Genomic DNA, 21,033 nt, shown 5'->3' with positions numbered 1-21,033 from the left:
CCTGCCCTCAGGCGCGGGTGTCGACCTCGGTGTCTTCGATCACGCGCAGCACGCGGGTGTCGTCGATCTGCACGCGCAGGCCGCCGGACTCGTGCCGGTGCAGCTTGCCGCTGAGCGCCAGCCAGGTCGCGCCGAGCGCGAAGGCGGCCAGCCCCGCGACGGCGCCGACCTGGATGGCCGCACGCGGACCGAATTCGGACGCCACCCACCCGGCAGTCGGGGCGCCGATGAGCGTCGAGCCCTGCATGATGCCCATGTACAGCGCGAGGACCCGGCCGCGCAGCACGGGGTCGGTGGTGGTCTGGACGTACCCGTTCGCGGTGGTGAGCATCGACACCGTGCAGAAGCCGACGAACACGAGCGTGGTCGCGTACAGGACGTACGTCGGCATCATCGAGGAGACGAGGGATGCCACCCCGAACCCGCCCGCGGCGAACATCACCACGCGCATGCGGGCGCGGTCGCGGCGCGCCGCCATCAGGGCACCGGCGAGCGACCCGATGGCGAGCACCGAGCTGAGCAGGCCGTAGCCGTCGGCGTTGCGACCGAATTCGAGCGCCATCGTCGACGCGAAGATCGGGAAGTTCATGCCGAACGCGGCGACGAGGAAAACCATACCCATGACCACGAGCAGGTCGGGCCGCTTGGCGACGTAGCGGAAGCCGTCCGCCATCCGCGCGCCGCCCCGGGCGCGCAGGGTCGGGACGAGTTCGTCGGCGCGCATGACCCACAGCACCACGAGCATCGCGAGGAACGTGACCGCGTTCACGATGAACACCCAGCCGGTGCCGACCAGCACGATCATGAACCCGCCGACGGCCGGTCCGATGAGACGGGCCATGTTGAACGACGCAGAGTTCAGCGCCACCGCGTTGGAGGCGTTCTCGCGCGAGACGACGTCCGACACGAAGGTCTGTCGCGCCGGGGCGTCGAACGCGTTCGCGACGCCGAAGCAGAGCGCGAAGAACCACATCAGCGGCAGCGTCATCACGTGGGTGAGCAGCAGGATGCCGACCGTGATCGCCAGCAGCATCAGCGTCGACTGGGTCACCATCAGGAGCTTGCGCCGGTCGAAACGGTCGGCGACGGTACCGGTGAGCCCGACGAGCAGCAGCGGGGGAGTGAACTGCAGGGCCATCGTCACGCCCATCGCGGCGGCGTTGTTGTCGGTGAGCTGGGTGAGCACCACCCAGTCCTGGGCGGTGGACTGCATCCAGCCGCCGATGTTCGAGATGAGGGCGCCGACGATCCAGAGCCGGTAGTTGTAGATGCGAAGCGAGCGGAACATGGCGTTCACGAGTCGGCCACCTTCCGCATCAGCACGGAGGCCGCAGCCAGCAGTTCGCGTTCGGCGGGCTCGAGCCCGGTGAGCGCCGACTCGAGCCAGGCATCCCGCCGCCGCACGGTCTCGGTGACGACGGCGAGGCCCTCGTCGGTCAGCTCGATGTTGACTTTGCGCCGGTCGACCTCGTCGGGCGTGCGGGTGAGCCAGCCGGACTCCTCGAGGCAGTTCACCGTGCGGTTCATCGACGGGGCGGTGACACGCTCGCGTGCGGCGAGTTCACCGAGGGTGTGCGGGCCGTCCTTCTTGAGTGCCACGAGCACGGCGAACTGGCCGTCGCTCATCGTGTCGACCGCGCGCTGTGCGCGCAGGCGCCGGGCGAGCCGGAACGTCGCCATGCGGAAGGCCTGCGCGGTCTCGGCGGTGGATTCTGCGGTGTCTGTGTCGTCTGCGCTGTTCGTGGCATCCACCCCCGGTCTCGATCAATTTACTTAGCATAGCTCATTAGGCATGCTAAGTAAAGTCGAGCGGGACCGTCAGGGCGCGGGGACGGCGCGGGCCGCGACGCGGGGTCGGCGAAGGAGCACGCCGCACGCGACGGCGAGCACCACGATGCCGACCGACTCGATCACGATCGTCTGCGGCACGAGCGTGAACGTCCACACCTCGTGGATGCCGAACAGCCCCACCGTCAGCGCCAGGAGCAGCGCCGAAAGGGTCGCGATCACGAACAGCAGGCTCAGCACCACCGCGATCTTCAGGAGCCGGCCGCGCAGGGTCAGCATCCCGATCGCGAGCACGAGCCCGGCGATCCCGTTCAGCACGAACATCACCCCGAGAATGCCGCCCACCCCGTGGAACACGAGGTAGACGTGGATTCCCCCCACCACCAGCAGCACGATCGCGCTGAGGACGCGCATCACCCACGCGCCGCCGCCGCCATCACCGGACATGTCACACCCGCTTTCACTCGGAACCCTGTGCAGGAGACACGGACCCGGCGCCGCTCCGGTTCACCTCGACCGAGATCGGCGTCCGGGTCCGCACCAGCCAGATCACGTCCCGCCCGAACGACTCGACCAGCAGCAGCAGCGCGATCCCGGCCAGCAGGGCGTTCCCGCCAGCCGGAAGCAGGCCCGCCGCGACGACCGTGAGCAGAATGCCGCAGCTCGCCGCGACGACCTTGCGCCAGTACCGCGGCGGCAGCGTCGCCGCCATCCAGGGCAGCACCCAGGCGGCGGCCACGAAGGCGTACCGCATGAGACCGATCGCGAGAACCCACCAGCCCACGAACCGGACGTCGTACACGCTCAGCACGAGCAGCAGGAAGGCATCCACCTCCATGTCGAAGCGACCGCCGAGCTCGGTCACCGACCCTGTGCGCCGGGCGACGATCCCGTCGACGCCGTCGAGCACGAGCGCCGTCGCGGCCACCGGCACCAGCAGCGCCGCCGCGGGGGCGGCTCCGGGGACGAGGGATGCCGCCACGAGCGCCGTGATCACGCCGACCAGCACCGAGCGCGTGGCCGTCACGGCGTTGGCCGGGCCGAGTCGCATCGCCCCCGTCCGGGACAGCCCGCGCGAGAGCAGCTGCGACGACACGACCAGGTAGCCCAGACCCGCCGCCCAGCCCGCGATCCCGAGCGGGACGAACGCCGCAGCGGCGAAGAGCACGAGCACTCCGCCGGTCGCCCACCACCACGGCAGGGAGTGAACCTTCGACATGCGTGCTCCGTGTTCTCGTCATGACCGTTGCCGTGGACACGAAGTCGGGGGGCGAAGTGGTTCAGCGCACCGCGATCGCCCTCTGGACAGTCGGCCCCGGAAAGGCCGAGCTGCGCACCGAGCAGCTGCCGCCGTGTGGCGACGACGACGTCGAGGTGCGAACGCTGTGGAGCGGCGTGAGCCGCGGCACCGAGGCGCTCGTCGCCCGGGGCGGCGTCCCCCGCTCCGAGTACCAGCGGATGCGGGCCCCCTTCCAGGAGGGCGACTTCCCGTTCCCGGTGAAGTACGGGTACCTGAGCGTCGGCACGGTCGAGTCGGGTCCCGGGCCGCACGGGCCGGTGTTCGCGCTGCATCCCCACCAGTCCCGTTTCGTGGTGCCGCAGAGCGCCGTGACGCCGATCCCGGCGGCGGTGCCGCTGCGGCGGGCGGTGCTGGCCGGCGCCGTCGAGACGGCGGTGAACGTGCTGTGGGATGCCCGGCCGCAGGTCGGCGACCGCATCTTCGTCATCGGCGCGGGCATGATCGGCGGCGCGATCGCCGCGGTGGCCCGCGGCATCCCCGGCGCGGAGGTCACCCTGATCGACGTCGACGAGGGCCGGGCGGCGGTCGCGGCATCCCTCGGCGTCGGTTTCGCCGTCGCCGACGAGGCTCGGCCTGCCGCCGCCGGGGCGGATGTCGTGATCGAGGCGAGCGGCCGCGTCGCCGGCCTGCAGCTCGCGCTGACGCTGGCGCCGACGGACGGCGAGGTGATCGTGGCCAGCTGGTTCGGCGACCAGGCCGAGCCGCTCGACCTCGGCGCGGACTTCCACTCCCGCCGGCTCGCGATCCGCGCCAGCCAGGTGGGGGCGGTGGCGGCGTCGCGCCGGGCGCACCGCTCGACCGGCGAACGCCTCGCGCTCGCGCTGCGCCTGCTCGAGGATCCCGGCTTCGACGCCCTGCTCGGCGGCACCTCGACGTGGCGCCGGCTGCCCGACGTGGTGGCCGCGCTCGCCGACGGCACCGCGGATGTCCTGTGCCACACGATCGATTGGAGCGACGCATGACCGATCCCCGCCCGTCCCGGTTCTCCGTCACGGTGCGCGACCACCTGATGGTCGCGCACAGCCTGCGCGGCGAGGTCTTCGGCCCCGCCCAGCGCCTGCACGGTGCCACGTTCGTCGTGGATGCCGCCTTCCGCGCCGACGACCTCGACGCGGACGGCCTCGTCGTCGACATCGGGCGGGCGAGCGGTGTGCTGGCCGGCATCGTGGCCGCGCTCTCGTACCGCAACCTCGACGACGAACCTGGCCTTCAGGGCGTGAACACCACGACCGAGCGGCTGTGCCAGATCATCGGCGACCGGCTCGCCGACGCGGTGCGTGCGGGGGACCTCGGGGATGCCGCCCTCACCGGCATCGGCGTCACCCTCCACGAGTCGCACGTCGCGTGGGCCTCATACGAGGTCGTCCTCCCGGCGGCGGACGGCGGATCCCGATGAAGCGGGTCCGGTTCGTGGTGCCGATCGGGATCGACGATCCGGCCCGGGTCAGCGGCGGCAACGTATACGACCGGCGGGTGCGCGACGGCCTGCGCCGCCGGGGCTGGCAGGTCGAGGTGCGCGAGGCCGCGGATGCGTCCGGCGCCGCCGCGGCGCTGGCCGATCCCGACGGAGTCGTGCTCGTGGACGGTCTTGCGGCCGGATGGGATGCGGAGGCCGTCCGCGCCGCGTCCCGTCGCGCGCCGGTGGTGCTGCTCGCGCACATGGTCGCCGCGGCGTTCCCGGATGCGGATGCCGCCGCCGTGGATGCCGAGCGGCGCAGCGTCGGTGCGGCGCGGCGGGTGATCGCGACCAGTCGCTGGACCGCGGGGGAGCTCGTCGCGCGCGGGCTGGCGGATCGCGCCGCCGTCGCCGTCGCGGCGCCGGGCGTGGATCCGCTGCACGGCGACGCCGCGCGGTCGGGGCTCGGGGATCCCCGGCACCTGCTGTGCGTCGGGGTCCTCGCCCCGCACAAGGGGCAGGACGTGCTGCTGGCCGCCGTCGCGCGCCTCACCGACCTCGAGTGGACGTGCACCCTCGCCGGCTCCGCCCGGGCCCGGCCCGCGTTCGCGGCGGAGATCGTCCGGGCTGCCGCCGCCCTCGGCGGCCGCGTGCGGCTGGCCGGGGTCCTCGGGGATGCCGCGCTGGATGCCGAGTACCGTGGATGCGGGGTGGTGGTCGCGCCCTCCCGCGTGGAGAGCGCCGGGATCGCGATCGGGGATGCCGCCGGGCGCGGCATCCCGGTGATCGCCGCCGCGGTCGGGGGCATCCCGGACACACTCGCCGCCGGCGGCGCGGTGCTGGTGCCCCCGGGCGACCCGGACGCCCTGGCCGGAGCGCTGCGAGCCTGGCTCGGCGACTCCGCCCTGCGCTCGCGGCTGCGCGCCGAGGCCCGCCGCGCGGCGACGCGGATGCCGCGCTGGGACGACACCGTGTCGGCGGTCGAACGCGTGCTGGAGGCGGCATGAGCACCCCGGTCGGCGCGATCCCGGCGACGGCGCTCCCGACCGTCGCGCCGGACTGGCTCGCCCTGCGCGCGACCGCCGACGACGTGGCCCGCTCGCACCGTCTCGCCGCGGAGCTCGGCGCCCTGATGCCCGGGGGCTCGGCGGTCGTCCACGACCTCGGTGCCGGCGACGGGGCGATGGTGCGCTGGCTCGCCCCGCGTCTGCCGGGGCCGCAGACGTGGGTGCTGCACGACGCGGATGCCGGCATCCTGGCCCGCGCCTCGTTCGCCGGACTCGCCGGCGGCGCCGGGGATCCCATCGAGATCCGCACCCGCATCGCCCCGCTGGCCGACCTGCCGGTGGACGCGTTCGCCGGGGCGGCGGCGGTCACGGCATCCGCACTGCTCGACGTGATCACCCGGGACGAAGCCGGCCGCATCGTGGCGGCGTGCGTCGCCGCCTCGGTGCCCGCCTTCTTCAGCCTCACCGTGACCGGACATGTGCGGCTGCATCCGGCCACGCGCGCCGATGCCGCGATCGCGGCGGCGTTCGACGCGCACCAGCGGCGCCCCGCGCCGGGCCGGGATGCCGCGGGGCCACTGCTGGGCCCGGACGCGGTGCCGGTCGTGGTCGGCCTCTTCGCCGCGGCGGGCTGGCACGTGCGCACCGACCGGACGCCGTGGCGGCTCGGGGCCGCCGACCGGGACCTCATCGCGGCGTGGCTGGACGGCTGGGTCGACGCCGCCGTGGAGCAGCAGCCCGCGCTCGGCGCGACGGTCGCGGAGTTCCGCGCGCGACGAGTCGCCCGATTGGATGCCGGCGCCCTCCGGGTGACGGTCGCACACGAGGACCTGCTGGCATGGCCGCGCTGACGCGGATGTGGCGGATCGGTGCGGGCCTCCTGCTCGTGGCCGGGACCGTCGTCGCGGTCGGGACCGGCCCGTTCCTGCAGGGGGTGGCGTCCGTGTCGGGGGCGGCGATCGTCGCGGCCGTCGCTCTCGCGGCCGTCGCCACGGGTGCCGCCGCGTGGCGGTGGCGCATGGTCGCCACCCGGCTCGGCCTCGCCCTCCCGTGGCGGAGCGCGCTGGCCGCGTACTACCGGTCGCAGTTCGTGAACAGCGTGCTGCCGGGCGGCATCCTCGGGGACGTCCACCGCGCCTACGCGCACGGGCGCGACCAGGGCGCGGTCGGCGCGGCCGCGCGGGCGGTCGCCGCGGAGCGCGTCGCCGGTCAGATCGTGCAGGCCACCGTGACCCTGACCGTCGTGCTGCCGCTCGGGTTCGCGTCCGCGCTCGGGCCCGTCGCCTGGAGCGCCGGCATCCTCGGGACCCTCGCCGGCGCGGCCGCGGTCGTCGCGGTCGCGATCCCGCGCACCCGGCGTCTGCTCGCCGCCCAGCTGCAGCTGCTGCGGCCGCTCGCCCGTCGGCCGGCGGCGCTCGTCGCGATCGTGATCGCCTCGGTGCTGGTGGTCGCCGCCCACGTCGCGATGTTCCTCGTCGCGGCGTCCGCCGTGGGCGTCGCCTCGCGTCCCGCACAGCTGGTTCCGCTCGCGCTCGCGGTGCTCTGCGCCTCGGCGCTGCCGCTCAACGTGGGCGGGTGGGGTCCGCGCGAGGCCGCGAGCGCGGCCGTGTTCGCCGTCGCCGGATTCGCGAGCGGGGCCGGCGTGGCGGTGTCCACGGCGTACGGTGTTCTCGGGATGCTCGCCGTCGCGCCCGGGGCACTGGTGCTGCTGGGCGACCGGGTGCGGGCGCGCACCGTCGTGCGGCGATCGGAGGAGTCGGCATGAACGAGCGGCCATACGTCATCGTCAGCTGCGCGATGTCGATCGACGGATTCCTCGACAGCACCGGCCCGGAGCGGCTCTGCCTGTCCAACGCCGCCGATTTCGATCGGGTCGACGGAGTGCGGGCGCAGAGCGACGCGATCATGGTCGGCGCGCAGACGGTGCGGCGCGACGATCCTCGCCTGCTCGTGCGCGACGCCGCCCGCCGCGACGACCGCCGGGCCGCCGGGCTCGCGGAGACGCCCGTGAAGGTGACCGTCACCGCCAGCGGCGAGCTGTCGCCGCGTGCGGCGTTCTTCACCACCGGCGACGGGCTCCGGCTCGTCTACTGCCCGTCCGGGTGCGCCGAGGCCCTGGGCGCGCGGCTCGGCGAACTCGCGGAGATCGTGGGGCTCGGAGAGCAGGTCACCATGGCGGCGATCCTCGACGACCTCGGCGCCCGCGGCATCCGGCGCCTGCTCGTCGAAGGCGGCGGCCGGGTGCTCACGCAGTTCCTCGCCGCCGACCTCGCCGACGAGCTCCACCTCGTGGTGGCCCCGTTCTTCGTCGGAGAGGCGGAGGCCCCGCGCATGGTGCGACCGGCCCGGTTCCCGTGGACCGACACGAACAGGGCGATCCTGGCCACGACCGAGCAGATCGGCGACGTGGTGCTGCTGCGCTACGCCCTCTCCCGGCGGTGCGCCGCCCATCCGCAGCACGAGGCGGCAACCGGGTGAACGCCGCCGCGCCGCGGGCGCGGGTGCGCCGCGGCATCCTGCTCGGACTCGCGATCGCCTGCCTGGTGGTCGTGCCGCTGATCCCCGGCATCCTGGCCGCGGGGGAGCCCACCGCGGGGGAGTTCGTGCGCATCCCCGCCGAGTCGGTGATCGTCCTGCTCGTGCTCGCGCTGCTGCCGTGGCGCGCGGCCCGGATCCCGGTGGCGATGCTGTTCGGCGCGGTCGTGGTCGCGGCGCTGCTCCTGGCGGGCATCGACCGCGGCTACCTGGCCGCGCTCGGAACCCACTTCGACCCCGCCGATCTGCAGCAGCTGCCGGAGGCGTTCGGGGTCGTGGCGGATGCGCTCGGCCGCCCCGCGGCCTGGGCGCTGCTCGGCGTCGTCGCGGTGCTCGTGGTCGGCACCGGAGCCGTGCTCGCGTGGGCGGCGCTGCGGACGGATGCCGCCCTCCGCGCCCGGCGACAGGGGCCGACCGCGCTCGCCGCGGTGGCCGGTGCGTGGACGGTGAGCGCGCTCCTCGCCCTGCAGGCCGGGGTGGTGCAGCCGGCCGCCGCCGCAGCATCGGTCGACACGATCGGCACCGCCGTCGCCCGGGCATCCGCCGCGCGCGCCGCCGCTCTCGCGCTGGAGCGGCAGATCGTCGACGACCCGATGGCCGGGGTCCCGGCATCCCGACTCCTCGGGGCGCTGCGCGGCAAGGACGTCGTCCTCGTGTTCGTGGAGAGCTACGGCCAGGTGGCCGTGCAGGGCACCGCGTTCTCGGCCGGGGTCGACGACGTGCTGCGCCGCGGCACCGCCGAGCTCACCGCATCCGGCTACGGCTCCCGCAGCGCATGGCTCACCTCGCCCACCTTCGGCGGGATCAGCTGGCTCGCGCACGCCACGCTGCAGACCGGGCTGTGGATCCCCACGCAGACCGCGTACGACCAGGTGATCGGCAGCCGCCGCCTCACCCTGAGCGACGCGTTCCTGCGGGCCGGGTGGCAGACGGTCAGCGACGTCCCCTCGGACGCCCAGCCATGGCCACCGGCGAAGACGTTCTACCACGACCAGACCGTGCTGAACGCGCTGAACACCGGGTATGCGGGGCCGACGTTCGGGTACGCGCGGATCCCCGACGAGTACACCCTGAAGTGGTTCGCCGACCACGTGCTGCGGCCGGGGCACCGTCCCCTCTTCGCCGAGATCGACCTGGTCTCGTCGCACACGCCGTGGGCGCCGCTGCCGCGGCTGGTGCCCTGGGCGGTGGCCGGCGACGGCACCGTGTACGACAGTCAGCCCGCGCAGAGCTCCTCGGCGGCCGCGGTCTGGCAGCACCCCGAGACGGTGCAGGAGTTCTACGGGCGGTCGATCCAGTACTCCCTCGGGTCCGTGCTGACCTTCCTGCGCCATGCGCACGATCCGAATCTCGTGGTCATCGCACTCGGCGACCACCAGCCGGCGACCATCGTCAGCGGGGCGGGGGCGAACCACCGGGTGCCGGTCAGCATCATCGCGAAAGACCCCGCGGTGCTGCACGCGATCGCCGGATGGCAGTGGCAGGCGGGCCTGCTGCCCGCGCCGGATGCCCCGCTCTGGCGGATGGACGCGTTCCGCGACCGGTTCCTCGCCGCCTTCGCCGCAGCCGGGTGATCGGACGCGCCCGGCGGGCCCAATAGAATCGCAGGATGCCAACACGCACTGCCGCGTTCACGGACGCCGGGGGCATCCGCATCATCTACGACGTCCACACCGCGTTCGGCGTTCCCGAGGGTCAGCGCCCGCGCGGGATCGTGCAGTTGCTGCACGGCATCGGCGAGCACGCCGCCCGCTACGGCGAGCTCATCAGCATCCTCACCGCCGCCGGCTTCACCGTCTACGCCGACGACCACCGCGGGCACGGCCGCACCGGCATGCAGCAGCACAAGGGGGATGCCGCCAAGCTCGGCAGGCCGGGCCGGGGCGGCCTGCGTGCCGCGAAGGATGCCGTGTGGCAGTTCACCGAGCTCATCCGCGCCGAGAATCCCGGAGTCCCGCTGGTGATCCTCGGCCACTCGTGGGGGTCGTTCCTGGCGCAGATGCTGGTGAACGAGCACCCCGAGGCGTACGACGGTCTCGTGCTGACCGGATCGGGCCTGCGGACGCCGTTCACCCTGAACACCGGCAACCTCAACAAGCCGTGGGACGGGCCCGGCGCCAACGGCTCGGAGTGGCAGTCCAGCGACCCCGCGGTGCAGCAGGCGTTCCTCGACGATCCGCTGACGACGGGCGAGACCTTCCAGAAGCTGTACGGCTGGATCGATTCGCTGCGCCTGTCGGGTCGCCCGCGCAAGGGCCTGGCCGAGGAGCGCGGCAGCGGCATCCCGACCCTGCTGATGGTCGGACGCGACGACACGCTCGGCGGGCCGCGCAGCGTCCACCTGCTCGCCGACGCGTACCGCACCCGGTCGGGCTTCACCGACGTGACCACGCTCGTCTACCCGGACGCCCGCCACGAGATCTTCAACGAGGTGATGCGCGCCGACGTGTTCGCCGACCTCGTCGCGTGGCTCGACCTGCGCTTCCAGCCTCGCACCTGAGGCCGGTGGGATGCCGGGCGCCGAGCGTCGCTCGCATCGGGCCGGGCGTTCCCGGGAGTCGTTGACTCGTCACGTTATGCGGCTTGCGCTGCGTTTCGTGACGAGCGAACCGGGCTCCGAGTCCCTCGCTCGTCACGAAGTGCGGGCTGTACTGCATTTCGTGACGAGCGAGTGGGCGAGCCGGAACGGGATGCCGGGCCAGGATCCCGGGACAGGATGCCGGGCGTCGAGCGTCGTGGGCATCGGGCCGGGCGTTCCCGGGAGTCGTTGACTCGTCGCATAATGCGGCTTGCGCTGCGTTTCGTGACGAGCGAACCGGGCTCCGAGTCCTTCGCTCGTCACGAAGTGCGGGCTGTGCTGCATTTCGTGACGAGCGAACGGACGAGCGAGCCGGGCCAGGATCCCGGGGCGAGCCGGGGGCGGGATGCCGGGGCGGGATGCCGCGGCTCAGCGGCCGCCGGGGTGCGAGGCGCGGCGGGAGCCGCTGCGGCGTGCGCTGCCGACGAGAGCACCGGTCGTCGGGCGGCCGGTCGCCGACCGACCCGACTGCGGGGCCGCGGGAGCCGCCGCGGGGGCCTGCTTGCCACCGCCGCGCGAACGGCGTGAGCCGCCGCCCTGCTTCGGCGCCTGCTTCGGCGCGGCATCCGGCGAAGCGGCACCGCGACCGCGGCCGCCCTGCTTCGGGGCGCGCTGGGGTGCGGCATCCTGCTTGGGCGCCTGCTTGCGCTTCGCGGGCTGCTGCTGCTTCGGCTGCACGGGCTCGGGCTTCACGTACGCGGCGGGCTCGCCGACGAGCTCGGTCACGGTGGCCGAATCGGCGGCGACCGGCTCCAGCGGAGCGGTGATCTTCGCGCGACGCAGGAGGTCCTGCACGTCGCGGCGCTGCGCGTCGAGAGCGACCGTCACGACGATGCCCTCGGCACCGGCGCGGGCGGTGCGTCCGGAGCGGTGCAGGTACGCCTTGTGCTCTTCGGGCGGGTCGACGTGCACGACGAGTTCGATGGCGTCCACGTGCACACCACGCGCGGCGACGTCGGTGGCCACGAGCACGCGCACGCCGCCCTTGTCGGGGTCGGCGCTGAACGCGGCGAGGTTGCGCTCGCGCGCGTTCTGGCCGAGGTTGCCGTGCAGGTCGACGGCCGGGATGCCGTTCGCGGTCAGCTGCTTGGCGAGCTTCTTGGCCTGGTGCTTGGTGCGCGTGAAGAGGATGCGGCGTCCGCGACCGGAGGCCAGGTGCCGCACCAGGGCGGTCTTGGCTTCGGGCGTGGGCACGACGAACACGCGGTGCTCCATGGCTCCCTGCGGGACGCTCGCCTCGTCGACCTCGTGGCTGACCTCGTTGTGCAGGAACCGCTTCACGAGGGCCCCGATGCCGTTGTCGAGGGTGGCGCTGAACAGCATCCGCTGCCCGCCCTTCGGGGTGGCGTTCAGGATGCGGGTGACGCCGGGGAGGAAGCCCATGTCGGCCATGTGGTCGGCCTCGTCGAGCACGGTGATCTCCACGGAGCCGAGGTCGACGACCTTCTGGCCCATGAGGTCCTCCAGGCGGCCGGGGCACGCCACGACGATGTCGACGCCGCGGCGCATGGCCTGCTCCTGCGGCTTCTGGCTGACGCCGCCGAAGATGGTGGTGACGGTCAGGCCGGCGGCCTTCGCCAGGGGCGTGATGGTCGCCGCGATCTGGGTGGCCAGCTCGCGGGTCGGGGCGAGCACGAGTCCGCGCGGGCGGCCCGGCGCGGCGCTGCGGCCGCCCATCAGCCGGGCGACGAGGGGCAGCGCGAACGCGATCGTCTTGCCGCTGCCGGTGCGGCCGCGGCCGAGCACGTCGCGGCCGGCGAGGGAGTCGGGGAGGGTGTCGCGCTGGATGGCGAACGCCTCCGTCTTGCCGGATTCGGCGAGGACGGCGGCGAGGTTCTCGGGCACGCCGAGAGAAAGGAAAGTAGGCAAAGTCATGCTTTCGGAAGGGCACGCGGATGCCGGACGGGCATGCGGGTGCGGGATGGCGACGACGCGGCCACCTTCGACAGGCTCAGGGACCAGCGCCTTGGAACGCCGTTCGAGAAGAGGGCAACGCCGGCTTCGGGCCAGGGCGTGCAAGCGTAATCGACGACGCAACGGCGAGGACTCGCCGTGCCTCCATCCTAGCGTGCCTGCGACAGCGGTGCGGCGACGTCCTCCAGCGACTTGCGTTCGGCATCCACGCCGAGGAACACCTCGACGAGTCCGGCGGCGATCATGAGCCCGGCTCCGATGAAGTAGCCGAGCGCCACCGCGCTGATGCCCATAGACACGAACTGGCCGAAGAGCAGGGGTCCGATGATGCCGCCGAGCCCGGTGCCCACGGCGTAGAAGAACGCGATCGCCATCGCGCGCGTCTCCATCGGGAAGACCTCGCTGACGGTGAGGTACGCGGCGCTCGCGCCCGCCGAGGCGAAGAAGAACACGATCACCCAGCAGATCGTGAGGCCCACCGCGTCGAGTGCGCGGATCGAGAAGAGGATGCCGGTGCCGGTCAGCAGGACGCCGCTGCCGATGTAGCAGGCCGAGATCATCACTCGTCGCCCGATCGAGTCGAACAGCCGGCCGAGCAGCAGCGGGCCGAGGAAATTGCCGATGGCGATGGGTACGAGAGACCACGGTGCGACGTCGTCGGGAACGCCGAGCAGCTTGGTGAGCACGAGTGCGTAGGTGAAGAAGACGGCGTTGTAGAGGAAGGCCTGCCCGATGAACAGGGACAGTCCCAGGATGAACCGGCGCGGATACACGGTCACGCCGACCTTGACGATCTCTCCGAATCCGGTCGATCGGCGCTGTCGGATCTCGATCTCATCGTCGTCGGAGACGTCGTCGAGACTCTCCCCGGTGTCGTTGCGGACCTCCTCCTCGATCTCGGCGACCTCGCGTTCGGCGGCCTCGTCGTGCCCGTGGATGACCATCCATCGCGGCGATTCCGGCACGTTCCGCCGCACGAGGAGGATGGTGAGTCCCAGCACCGCGCCGAGTCCGAACGCGAGGCGCCAGCCGATGTTCGGCGGGAAGATCGCGGTGTTCAGCAGGAACACCGTCAGGATCGCGCCGAATGCCGTCCCGAGCCAGTACGACCCGTTGATCGCGAGGTCGACGACGCCGCGCCGGCGCGCGGGGATCAGCTCGTCGATCGCGGAGTTGATGGCGGAGTACTCGCCGCCGATGCCGGCGCCGGTGAAGAACCGGCACACGAAGAAGAAGAGCGGGTTGAACGAGAACGCCGTCGCCACGGTCGCCGCCAGGTACAGCCCGAGCGTGATCATGAACAGGCGTTTGCGACCGAACCTGTCGGTCAGATAGCCGAAGACGAGTGCACCGATGCACGCGCCGGCGACATACACCGCCGCGGCCTGCCCGATCTGCGCCGGGGTCAGCGCGAGTCCGCTCGAGGGCTCGGTCAGCCGGCTGCCGATCGCGCCCACGATCGTCACTTCGAGCCCGTCGAGGATCCACACCGTGCCGAGTCCGACGACGACGAGCCAGTGCCATCTCGACCAGGGCAGGCGGTCCATGCGCGCGGGAATCGCGGTCCTGACGGTCTTCAGTTCGGTAACGGACATCGGTGGCCCCCCGGGAGTTTCGTGTGTGCCGACCGTATGGGCGCCGGACGAAACCTGTGGGGGCCTTGACAAAGCCGCTTTTGTCCAAACGGAAAGAACGCCGAATCCTTCGTACTCAATCGCGCGTAAGAACGGTGAGACATCTCCGAGACTGGAGGCATGGAACGTGAGATCACCGCAGACCTCTTCGACACCGACGCCCACCAGCACCTGGGTCGGCCGTACTGGTTCGACAAGCACCCCTCGCAGGCCGAGGGCGAAGACTACTGATCAGGCGGCGTCGACCAGCGCCTGCGCGAGGGGGTGCCACGGCCGGGATGCCGGCCCGGAGAGCACCAGACGGCGCGGCCGCGGTGCGGCCAGCGGCCGCATGACGAGGTCGTCCGGCAGCATCCCGCGGCCGAGCGACGGGACGATCGCAACGCCCATGCCCTGCTCGACCATCCGGAACAGGGTGCTCATCTCGCGCACCCGGTGCGAGTAGGTGAACGGCAGGTCCTCCTCGTCGTGCATGCGCTTGACGTGGCGCTCGCAGCCCCCGGTCGACACGATGAGCCCGTCGACCTGCAGTTCGGCCAGGGGGATGCCGTCGAGCCCGGCCAGCGGGTGGTCGCGCCGCACCACGGCCGCGAACTCGTCGGTGGCGACCAGCTTGCCGCCGGGAGGCGGCGGGGTGGGCTCGACGAGGATCGCGGCATCCACCACCCCCGCCTCGAGCCACTCGGGCAGCTCGTCGTCGTCGCCCTCGTAGATCTGCACCTCGACGTGGGGGAGCCGGGCCGCCCACAGCGGCATGAGCTCGGGCAGCAGCCCCTGGCAGACCGTGGCGACGGCGCCGAGGCGCACCGTTCCGGCGAGCAGCTCGTCCTGCTGCACGGCGCTCTCCAGGGCGGACACGGATGCCAGGGCGGAGCGCGCGTGCTCGACGACCCGCAGGCCGAGAGCGGTGAGCGTCACGGCGCCCTCGCGCTGCAGCACGCGGCCGCCGATGTCCTTCTCGAGACCGGCGACGGCGTGCGAGACCGCGGACTGGCTGAGGCCGAGACGGTCGGCCGCGCCGGTGAAGGAGCCGGAGTCGACGACCGTGATGAGGGCCCGCAGCTGGGGCAGTGTCACCGGCATCGATACTCCTCATGTCGTGATGAAGCAGATTCATTTGATTCATGCTTCGACTGCTTCGAGACTAGGCCTCATGCAGAACGTCGGCAACCCCCGCAGCACCGTCTGGGCGTTCCTCGCGCTGTCCGGCGTGTGGGGCGCGAGCTTCCTGTTCATCAAGGTCGGACTCGAGGGTCTCTCGCCCGCGCAGGTCGTGCTCGGGCGGATCCTGCTCGGCGCGCTCGCGCTCGTCGTGATCATGACCGTCACCCGCCGCCGGTGGCCCCGGGAGGGGCGCGTGTGGGGCCACATGATCGTCGTCGGTGCGTTCTTCTGCGCCGTCCCGTTCACCCTGTTCGCGTGGGCCGAGCAGTACGTTCCGTCGAGCCTGGCCAGCATCTACAACGCGACCACCCCGATCATGACGCTGCTGCTCACCCCGCTCGTGCTGCGCTCGGAGCGGCTCGACCGCGCGCGGGTCGCCGGCCTCGTCGTCGGCATCCTCGGCGTCGTCGTGCTCACCGGTCCGTGGCAGCTGTTCGGCACCGGCGACGTGCGCGGGACGATCCCCGCCCAGCTCGCGTGCCTGGGCGCCACGGTCAGCTACGGATTCGCCGGCCTCTACATGCGCCGGTTCGTCAGCGGGCTGCCCTACGACTCGGTCACCCTCTCGTCGGTGCAGCTGACCATGGCGAGTGCGATCGTGCTGCTGCTGGCGCCGTTCACCGCGCGCGGCGCGGTGTCGCTCAGCGTGCCGGTGGTGCTGAGCGTCGCGACCCTCGGAATCGTCGGCACCGGCATCGCGTACATCTGGTTCACCCGCATCATCCGGGACTGGGGCGCCGCCCGCGCCTCGACGGTCACCTACCTCGCGCCGGTGGTGGGCGTGATGCTGGGCGTCCTCGTGCTCGGCGAGAGCATCCACTGGTACGAGCCGGTCGGCGGTGCGATCGTGGTGGCCGGCATCCTCGTGAGCCAGGGCGCGCTGCCCCGCCGGCGCGCCGGCGCGGGCGCGCCCGCCTAGGCTGGAGGGATGCACGGCGAGTACAAGGTCCCCGGCGGCAAGCTCGTGGTCGTCGACTTCGACGTCACCGGCGGGACCATCACCGATTTCCATCTGGCCGGGGACTTCTTCCTCGAACCCGACGACGCCCTCCTCGACATCGACCGCGCGATCACCGGGATGCCGGAGACGAGCGATGTGGCGGCCATCGCGGCGGCCGTGCGCTCGGCGCTCCCCGAGGGTGCGCAGCTGCTCGGCTTCACGCCCGAGTCGGTCGGAACCGCCGTGCGCCGTGCGCTCATCACCGCCCCCGGCTGGCGCGAGTTCTCCTGGGACGTCGTGCACGAGAAGCCGGTGTCGCCGCGGATGAACCTCGCCCTCGACGAGGTGCTCACCAAGCGTGTGGGCGACGGTCTGCGCAATCCCACGCTGCGGATGTGGGAGTGGGACGAGTCCGCCGTCGTGATCGGCTCGTTCCAGTCGGTGCGCAACGAGGTGGACCCGGACGGCGCCCGCCGGCACGGGTTCGACGTCGTGCGCCGCATCTCCGGCGGCGGCGCGATGCTGATGGCGGCGAACTCGATCGTCACCTACTCCCTGTACGTGCCGGCATCCCTCGTGGCCGGTCTCACGTTCGCCGACTCGTACGCGTTCCTGGACGACTGGGTGCTGCAGGCGCTGCGCTCGCTCGGGATCGACGCCGTCTACCAGCCGCTCAACGACATCACCGGCCCCTCGGGCAAGATCGGCGGCGCCGCGCAGAAGCGCCTCGCCAACGGCGGCGTGCTGCACCATGCGACCCTCAGCTACGACATCGACGGCGAGGTGATGACCGAGGTGCTGCGCATCGGTCGCGAGAAGCTCAGCGACAAGGGCACCGTCTCGGCGGCCAAGCGCGTCGATCCGCTCCGCAGCCAGACGGGTCTTCCGCGCGAGCAGATCATCGAGCGCTTCATCGACACGTTCACCAACCTGTACGGCGCGACGCCGGGCTCGATCAGCGACGACGAGTACGCCGAGGCCGAAGAGCTGGTGCGCACCAAGTTCGCGACGGATGCCTGGCTGAACCGCGTTCCCTGACCGTCAGTCCCGCGCCCGGGCCTCGTCGAGGTAGGCATAGGCGGTCACCCGCGAGATGCCCAGCCGCTTGGCGATCGACTCGATCGACTTGCGCATCTGCGTGGCGCCGCGCTGATCGAGGCGCTGCAGCACGGTGATCTTGTCGTCGCGCGACATCTGCGCGACGGGCCGGCCGATCTCACCGATCGCGTCGGTGATCATGGCGTCCATCACTGAGACGAGGTCGGTGCCGAAGTGCTCGCGCGGTGCGTCGGCGGCGGGGGCTGCGGCCGGCAGCAGGGCGTCGAGGATGCCACGGGCGCTCTGCAGCGGGCTGAGGTCGACGTTGATGCAGAACGACGCGATGATGTCGCCCGCGGCGTTGCGGAAGTACACCGACGAGCAGCGCAGTTCGCGCCCGTCGGCAGTGTGGGCGGTGTAGCCGAAGGCGTCGTGGTCGCCGCGGCGATCCTTCATCACGTCGAGTCCGAGGGAGGTCGAGGGGCCGCCGACCGAACGGCCGGTGACGTGTCCGTTCTCGATCGCCATGATCGTGTGCCCGAGGTCGACGTCGGCGCCGTCGAGGTTGTGCAGCACCACCTCGACCGACGGGCCGCCCGCCGCCGCGAGCGCCCGCATGATCGGCCGGTAGCGCTGCAGCACCTCGTCGGCGCTCTCGTAGGTCTCCTGCGTCGCTGCGGTCGGTGTCGTCATCGCCCACTCCGTTCTGAACAAAAAGTCTTCGGGTTAGACAGAATGTTAAAGTCGGTGCTAGCTTAGCCGATCAACGCCGAACTTTCCGGAGCAAGGAGGCTCATATGACCACCGCCACCGCCACCAGTGGCCTGACGCGCAAGCAGCGCAGGATGATCGCCGGCGGTGCCGTCGGCACCCTGATGGAGTACTACGACTACTACCTGTACGGGCTCGCATCTGCGGCCGTCTTCCCGGCGGTGTTCTTCTCGTCCGACGACCCGGTGGTCGCCACGCTCGCCTCCTTCGCGACGTTCGCGGTCGGGTTCTTCCTGCGGCCCGTCGGCGGCATCGTCTGGGGAATCGTCGGCGACCGCGCCGGCCGCAAGACGGTGCTCCTGATCACCGTGATCGGCATGGGCGTCGCGACGACCGCGATCGGCCTCATCCCGTCCGACAAGGCCATCGGCATCCTCGCGCCGCTGCTCCTGCTGCTGTGCCGCATGTTCCAGGGCTTCTTCGTCGGCGGCGAGATGGGCGGAGCCGCGACCATGGTGGTCGAGGGCGCCCCGACCGGCCGCCACGGCCTGTACGGCGCATTCCTCATCAGCGGTGCCGGCATCGCGAACGTGTTCTCCGGCGGGCTCATGGCCGCGCTCGGCCTCACCGACCAGTCCTGGTTCCTGCAGTGGGGCTGGCGCATCCCGTTCCTGCTGTCGGCCGTGCTCGCGGTCGTCGCGGTGCTGCTGCGCCGCCAGCTCGAGGACTCCGACGAGTTCACCCAGACCCAGGCGCTGCAGATCGCCACTGCCGGCAAGAAGGCCAACCCGCTCGTCGAGGCGTTCCGCCACCCGAAGAACGCGATCATGGGCATCCTCATCGGCCTGCCGCAGTCGATCGCCGGATACGTCGTCCTCACGACGGGCCTCGCGTACATGGTCACCAACAAGCACCTGCCCGCGTGGATGGGCTTCGCCGGCACCATGATCGTGGGGCTCCTGCAGATCGTCGTCGCCCCGCTGTGGGGTGCGATCTCCGATCGCATCGGCCGGCGCACGGTCTACATCATCGGCTGCCTCGGCTTCGCGATCATGGTCTACCCGGCGTTCCTGCTGTTCGGCACCGGCAACCTGTGGCTCATCTGGCTCGGTCAGATCCTCGGGTTCGTGCTGTTCGGCGTCGCGATGCAGGCGACCCTGTCGACGATGCTGGTGGAGATGTTCGACCCCGAGGCCCGCACCACGGGCGTCAACATCGGGTACCAGGTGTCCAACACGCTCGGCGGCGGTCTCGCGCCCTTCATCTGCACGGCTCTCATCGCCGCAGCAGGCGGAGCCGTCTGGCCGGTGGCGATCTACGCGGCGGTCATCTCGATCGTCGGGGTCATCGCGACGCTCGTGGCATCGGTCCGTCCCGACCGCGAGGGCGCCGGGCGTCTGCACGAACTGGCCGCCACGACCAGTGTGAAGACCCCGGTCTGAGGCGGAAACGCCGTCATCTCGGAGATCATGAGAACATGACCGACTCGTCTGCGCCGGACACCGCCGCCCTCCCCGTCCCCCCGCTTATCACCCTCGGCGAGACCATGGCGCTCGTCGCGCCCGCGCACGCCGAGCCGCTCGCGACCGCGCACGACGTGCGGCTGCTCGTCGGCGGGGCCGAGTCGAACGTCGCCACCCACGCGGCGCACCTCGGTGTGTCGGCGGCGTGGGTGAGCGCCGTCGGCGACGATGCGCTCGGGGAGCGCGTGCGCGCGCACGTGGCGGGCGAAGGCGTGGACGTGCGATGGGTGTCGAGCGATCCGGATGCCGCCACCGGCGTCTACTTCAAGGACCCCGGCCGGGGAGTCCTCTACTATCGGCGCGACTCCGCGGCTTCCCGCATGAGCCCGGCGTCGGTCGCCGGCATCCCGCTCGAAGAGGCGGAGATCGTGCACGTGTCGGGCATCACGCCCGCCCTGTCGCACTCGTGCGCGGCCCTCATCGACACGGTCGTCGACCGAGTGTCGGCCGGGCGCGGCATCCTGAGCTTCGACGTCAACCACCGCGCGTCGCTGTGGGAGCCGGGCGTCGCCGCACCGACGCTGCTCGCGCTCGCCCGCCGCGCCGACCTGGTGTTCGTCGGCCTCGACGAGGCCCACGGCCTGTGGGGCACGACCGACGCCGATGACGTGCGGGAGCTGATCCCCACGCCGACCCTGCTCGTCGTCAAGGACGGCGACGTCGGCGCGACCGAGTTCCACCGGTTCGCGAACGCGGACGTGCGAAGCTTCGTCGCGGCGATCGAGACCGAGGTCGTCGAGGCGGTCGGCGCGGGGGACGCGTTCGCCGCCGGCTACCTGGCGGCCCACCTGCAGGGCGAGCAGGCGACCGAGCGACTCTCGGCCGGACACCGCCGTGCCCACCTCGTGCTCCAGTCCACGAGCGACTTCCTTCCCGACAGCCATCGAAGGGTGCCCCTGACATGACAGACAACTCCGCTTTCGACGACATCTTCGCGGGCGTCCCGCTGATGGCGATCCTGCGCGGCATGGGCGTGGAGCGCAGCCTTGCGACCGCGACCCGCGCGTGGGACCTCGGCATCACCGCCGTCGAGCTGCCGATCCAGACCCCGACCGACGTCGAGGCGCTGCGCGTCGTGGCGGATGCCGCGCGCGAGCGCGGCCTCGCCGTCGGCGCGGGAACGGTCGTGACCGGCGAGCACGTGCAGCAGGCGAAGGATGCCGGAGCGGCCTTCACGGTCAGCCCCGGCCTCGATCTCGACATCGTGCGCGCCTCGCACGACGCCGGCCTGCCGTCGATCCCCGGGGTCGCGACGGCCACCGAGGTGCAACGCGCGCTCGCCGACGGGCTCACCTGGCTGAAGGCGTTCCCGGCATCCCTCCTCGGCGCGGACTGGTTCCCGGCGATGCGGGGACCCTTCCCGCAGGCGAAGTTCGTCGCCACCGGCGGGATGGGCTCGGGCAACGCGCAGGCGTTCCTGGATGCCGGAGTGAAGGTCGTCGCGGTGGGTTCCGCCCTTGAAGACGACGCGCAGCTGCCGGCCCTCGCGCGGCTGCTCGGCTGAC

Annotated in this window: 21 protein-coding genes; 13 read left to right on the top strand and 8 right to left on the bottom strand. The window is 72.0% G+C overall.

From position 1 onward, the window contains the following. Window positions 1–7: 7 nt before the first annotated feature. The 4 genes from LK09_RS18620 to LK09_RS18605 all read right to left on the bottom strand — a co-directional run bounded on the left by LK09_RS18620 (window position 8) and on the right by LK09_RS18605 (window position 3,007). Entirely contained in the window at window positions 8–1,288 is a 1,281-nt protein-coding gene (locus LK09_RS18620; protein ID WP_082008384.1) for an MFS transporter, read from the bottom strand. 5 nt (window positions 1,289–1,293) lie between these two features. Further along, complete coding sequence (locus tag LK09_RS18615) at window positions 1,294–1,680, bottom strand: MarR family winged helix-turn-helix transcriptional regulator (protein WP_082008383.1); 387 nt, start codon at window positions 1,678–1,680, stop codon at window positions 1,294–1,296. Between the two features lie 138 nt (window positions 1,681–1,818). Beyond that, window positions 1,819–2,235, bottom strand: a complete 417-nt coding sequence (locus LK09_RS18610) for a hypothetical protein (RefSeq protein WP_039402895.1) — start codon at window positions 2,233–2,235, stop codon at window positions 1,819–1,821. Between the two features lie 13 nt (window positions 2,236–2,248). Beyond that, window positions 2,249–3,007: a CDP-alcohol phosphatidyltransferase family protein gene (locus LK09_RS18605; RefSeq protein ID WP_052226995.1), complete on the bottom strand. Its 759-nt coding sequence runs from the start codon at window positions 3,005–3,007 to the stop codon at window positions 2,249–2,251. A gap of 20 nt (window positions 3,008–3,027) precedes the next feature. Between LK09_RS18605 and LK09_RS18600 the strand changes: the two genes are divergently transcribed. The 8 genes from LK09_RS18600 to LK09_RS18565 are packed head-to-tail and all read left to right on the top strand — an operon-like array spanning window position 3,028 to window position 10,526. After that, window positions 3,028–4,050, top strand: coding sequence for a zinc-dependent alcohol dehydrogenase (locus LK09_RS18600; protein ID WP_052226999.1), 1,023 nt, complete (start codon window positions 3,028–3,030; stop codon window positions 4,048–4,050). Then, window positions 4,047–4,484 carry a 6-pyruvoyl trahydropterin synthase family protein gene (locus tag LK09_RS18595; protein WP_039402893.1) on the top strand — a complete coding sequence of 146 codons (438 nt, stop codon included), beginning with the start codon at window positions 4,047–4,049 and terminating at the stop codon, window positions 4,482–4,484. Before LK09_RS18600 ends, LK09_RS18595 begins: the two co-directional genes overlap by 4 nt. Then, entirely contained in the window at window positions 4,481–5,491 is a 1,011-nt protein-coding gene (locus LK09_RS18590; RefSeq protein ID WP_039402891.1) for a glycosyltransferase family 4 protein, read from the top strand. The genes LK09_RS18595 and LK09_RS18590 overlap by 4 nt, the downstream gene beginning before the upstream one ends. Then, entirely contained in the window at window positions 5,488–6,342 is an 855-nt protein-coding gene (locus LK09_RS18585; protein ID WP_052226994.1) for a hypothetical protein, read from the top strand. Before LK09_RS18590 ends, LK09_RS18585 begins: the two co-directional genes overlap by 4 nt. Beyond that, complete coding sequence (locus LK09_RS18580; protein WP_039402890.1) at window positions 6,330–7,256, top strand: lysylphosphatidylglycerol synthase domain-containing protein; 927 nt, start codon at window positions 6,330–6,332, stop codon at window positions 7,254–7,256. The genes LK09_RS18585 and LK09_RS18580 overlap by 13 nt, the downstream gene beginning before the upstream one ends. Then, window positions 7,253–7,969 carry a RibD family protein gene (locus LK09_RS18575; protein WP_039402888.1) on the top strand — a complete coding sequence of 239 codons (717 nt, stop codon included), beginning with the start codon at window positions 7,253–7,255 and terminating at the stop codon, window positions 7,967–7,969. Before LK09_RS18580 ends, LK09_RS18575 begins: the two co-directional genes overlap by 4 nt. Next, entirely contained in the window at window positions 7,966–9,600 is a 1,635-nt protein-coding gene (locus tag LK09_RS18570; protein WP_052226993.1) for an alkaline phosphatase family protein, read from the top strand. The genes LK09_RS18575 and LK09_RS18570 overlap by 4 nt, the downstream gene beginning before the upstream one ends. A 35-nt stretch (window positions 9,601–9,635) precedes the next feature. Then, complete coding sequence (locus LK09_RS18565) at window positions 9,636–10,526, top strand: alpha/beta hydrolase (protein WP_039402885.1); 891 nt, start codon at window positions 9,636–9,638, stop codon at window positions 10,524–10,526. A 447-nt stretch (window positions 10,527–10,973) separates the two neighbouring features. Here LK09_RS18565 and LK09_RS18560 read toward each other — a convergent pair whose 3' ends face one another. The 3 genes from LK09_RS18560 to LK09_RS18550 all read right to left on the bottom strand — a co-directional run bounded on the left by LK09_RS18560 (window position 10,974) and on the right by LK09_RS18550 (window position 15,235). Next, complete coding sequence (locus LK09_RS18560) at window positions 10,974–12,479, bottom strand: DEAD/DEAH box helicase (RefSeq protein ID WP_039402883.1); 1,506 nt, start codon at window positions 12,477–12,479, stop codon at window positions 10,974–10,976. 188 nt (window positions 12,480–12,667) lie between these two features. After that, window positions 12,668–14,065 carry an MFS transporter gene (locus LK09_RS18555; RefSeq protein ID WP_039402934.1) on the bottom strand — a complete coding sequence of 466 codons (1,398 nt, stop codon included), beginning with the start codon at window positions 14,063–14,065 and terminating at the stop codon, window positions 12,668–12,670. Window positions 14,066–14,383: 318 nt separating this feature from the next. After that, entirely contained in the window at window positions 14,384–15,235 is an 852-nt protein-coding gene (locus tag LK09_RS18550) for a LysR family transcriptional regulator (protein ID WP_039402881.1), read from the bottom strand. Window positions 15,236–15,305: 70 nt separating this feature from the next. Between LK09_RS18550 and LK09_RS18545 the strand changes: the two genes are divergently transcribed. Together LK09_RS18545 and LK09_RS18540 are read left to right on the top strand one after the other, a co-directional pair. After that, a complete protein-coding gene (locus LK09_RS18545; RefSeq protein WP_039402879.1) occupies window positions 15,306–16,235 on the top strand; it encodes a DMT family transporter in 930 nt (309 codons plus the stop codon). Window positions 16,236–16,244: 9 nt separating this feature from the next. Then, window positions 16,245–17,294 (top strand): lipoate--protein ligase family protein, encoded by a 1,050-nt coding sequence (locus LK09_RS18540; RefSeq protein ID WP_039402877.1) that lies wholly within the window; start codon window positions 16,245–16,247, stop codon window positions 17,292–17,294. 3 nt (window positions 17,295–17,297) lie between these two features. Here the strand turns inward: LK09_RS18540 and LK09_RS18535 are convergent, their stop codons facing one another. After that, window positions 17,298–17,987, bottom strand: a complete 690-nt coding sequence (locus LK09_RS18535) for a helix-turn-helix transcriptional regulator (protein WP_052226992.1) — start codon at window positions 17,985–17,987, stop codon at window positions 17,298–17,300. Window positions 17,988–18,091: 104 nt separating this feature from the next. Here LK09_RS18535 and LK09_RS18530 point away from each other — a divergent pair, with 104 nt between their 5' ends. The 3 genes from LK09_RS18530 to LK09_RS18520 are packed head-to-tail and all read left to right on the top strand — an operon-like array spanning window position 18,092 to window position 21,032. Then, entirely contained in the window at window positions 18,092–19,447 is a 1,356-nt protein-coding gene (locus LK09_RS18530) for an MFS transporter (protein WP_039402875.1), read from the top strand. Window positions 19,448–19,482: 35 nt separating this feature from the next. Beyond that, a complete protein-coding gene (locus tag LK09_RS18525; protein WP_197061109.1) occupies window positions 19,483–20,433 on the top strand; it encodes a sugar kinase in 951 nt (316 codons plus the stop codon). Continuing rightward, a complete protein-coding gene (locus tag LK09_RS18520; protein WP_039402873.1) occupies window positions 20,430–21,032 on the top strand; it encodes a bifunctional 4-hydroxy-2-oxoglutarate aldolase/2-dehydro-3-deoxy-phosphogluconate aldolase in 603 nt (200 codons plus the stop codon). The genes LK09_RS18525 and LK09_RS18520 overlap by 4 nt, the downstream gene beginning before the upstream one ends. Window position 21,033: the final 1 nt, after the last annotated feature.

It is taken from the genome of Microbacterium mangrovi, from assembly GCF_000802305.1.
In the GTDB taxonomy this organism is placed as follows: domain Bacteria; phylum Actinomycetota; class Actinomycetes; order Actinomycetales; family Microbacteriaceae; genus Microbacterium; species Microbacterium mangrovi.
The sequence above is the reverse complement of the archived record's forward strand: the minus strand, read 5'-3'. Positions and strand labels throughout refer to the sequence as shown.

What these genes read in the sequence shown, in the direction of transcription:
- LK09_RS18575 (WP_039402888.1), top strand. Translation starts at nt 7,253, where the DNA reads ATGAACGAGCGGCCATACGTCATCGTCAGCTGCGCGATGTCGATCGAC.
- LK09_RS18520 (WP_039402873.1), top strand. Translation starts at nt 20,430, where the DNA reads ATGACAGACAACTCCGCTTTCGACGACATCTTCGCGGGCGTCCCGCTG.
- LK09_RS18580 (WP_039402890.1), top strand. Translation starts at nt 6,330, where the DNA reads ATGGCCGCGCTGACGCGGATGTGGCGGATCGGTGCGGGCCTCCTGCTC.
- LK09_RS18615 (WP_082008383.1), bottom strand. Translation starts at nt 1,680, where the DNA reads ATGGCGACGTTCCGGCTCGCCCGGCGCCTGCGCGCACAGCGCGCGGTC.
- LK09_RS18565 (WP_039402885.1), top strand. Translation starts at nt 9,636, where the DNA reads ATGCCAACACGCACTGCCGCGTTCACGGACGCCGGGGGCATCCGCATC.
- LK09_RS18530 (WP_039402875.1), top strand. Translation starts at nt 18,092, where the DNA reads ATGACCACCGCCACCGCCACCAGTGGCCTGACGCGCAAGCAGCGCAGG.
- LK09_RS18605 (WP_052226995.1), bottom strand. Translation starts at nt 3,007, where the DNA reads ATGTCGAAGGTTCACTCCCTGCCGTGGTGGTGGGCGACCGGCGGAGTG.
- LK09_RS18525 (WP_197061109.1), top strand. Translation starts at nt 19,483, where the DNA reads ATGACCGACTCGTCTGCGCCGGACACCGCCGCCCTCCCCGTCCCCCCG.
- LK09_RS18590 (WP_039402891.1), top strand. Translation starts at nt 4,481, where the DNA reads ATGAAGCGGGTCCGGTTCGTGGTGCCGATCGGGATCGACGATCCGGCC.
- LK09_RS18535 (WP_052226992.1), bottom strand. Translation starts at nt 17,987, where the DNA reads ATGACGACACCGACCGCAGCGACGCAGGAGACCTACGAGAGCGCCGAC.
- LK09_RS18600 (WP_052226999.1), top strand. Translation starts at nt 3,028, where the DNA reads ATGACCGTTGCCGTGGACACGAAGTCGGGGGGCGAAGTGGTTCAGCGC.
- LK09_RS18545 (WP_039402879.1), top strand. Translation starts at nt 15,306, where the DNA reads ATGCAGAACGTCGGCAACCCCCGCAGCACCGTCTGGGCGTTCCTCGCG.
- LK09_RS18560 (WP_039402883.1), bottom strand. Translation starts at nt 12,479, where the DNA reads ATGACTTTGCCTACTTTCCTTTCTCTCGGCGTGCCCGAGAACCTCGCC.
- LK09_RS18585 (WP_052226994.1), top strand. Translation starts at nt 5,488, where the DNA reads ATGAGCACCCCGGTCGGCGCGATCCCGGCGACGGCGCTCCCGACCGTC.
- LK09_RS18620 (WP_082008384.1), bottom strand. Translation starts at nt 1,288, where the DNA reads ATGTTCCGCTCGCTTCGCATCTACAACTACCGGCTCTGGATCGTCGGC.
- LK09_RS18610 (WP_039402895.1), bottom strand. Translation starts at nt 2,235, where the DNA reads ATGTCCGGTGATGGCGGCGGCGGCGCGTGGGTGATGCGCGTCCTCAGC.
- LK09_RS18555 (WP_039402934.1), bottom strand. Translation starts at nt 14,065, where the DNA reads ATGGACCGCCTGCCCTGGTCGAGATGGCACTGGCTCGTCGTCGTCGGA.
- LK09_RS18540 (WP_039402877.1), top strand. Translation starts at nt 16,245, where the DNA reads ATGCACGGCGAGTACAAGGTCCCCGGCGGCAAGCTCGTGGTCGTCGAC.
- LK09_RS18550 (WP_039402881.1), bottom strand. Translation starts at nt 15,235, where the DNA reads ATGCCGGTGACACTGCCCCAGCTGCGGGCCCTCATCACGGTCGTCGAC.
- LK09_RS18595 (WP_039402893.1), top strand. Translation starts at nt 4,047, where the DNA reads ATGACCGATCCCCGCCCGTCCCGGTTCTCCGTCACGGTGCGCGACCAC.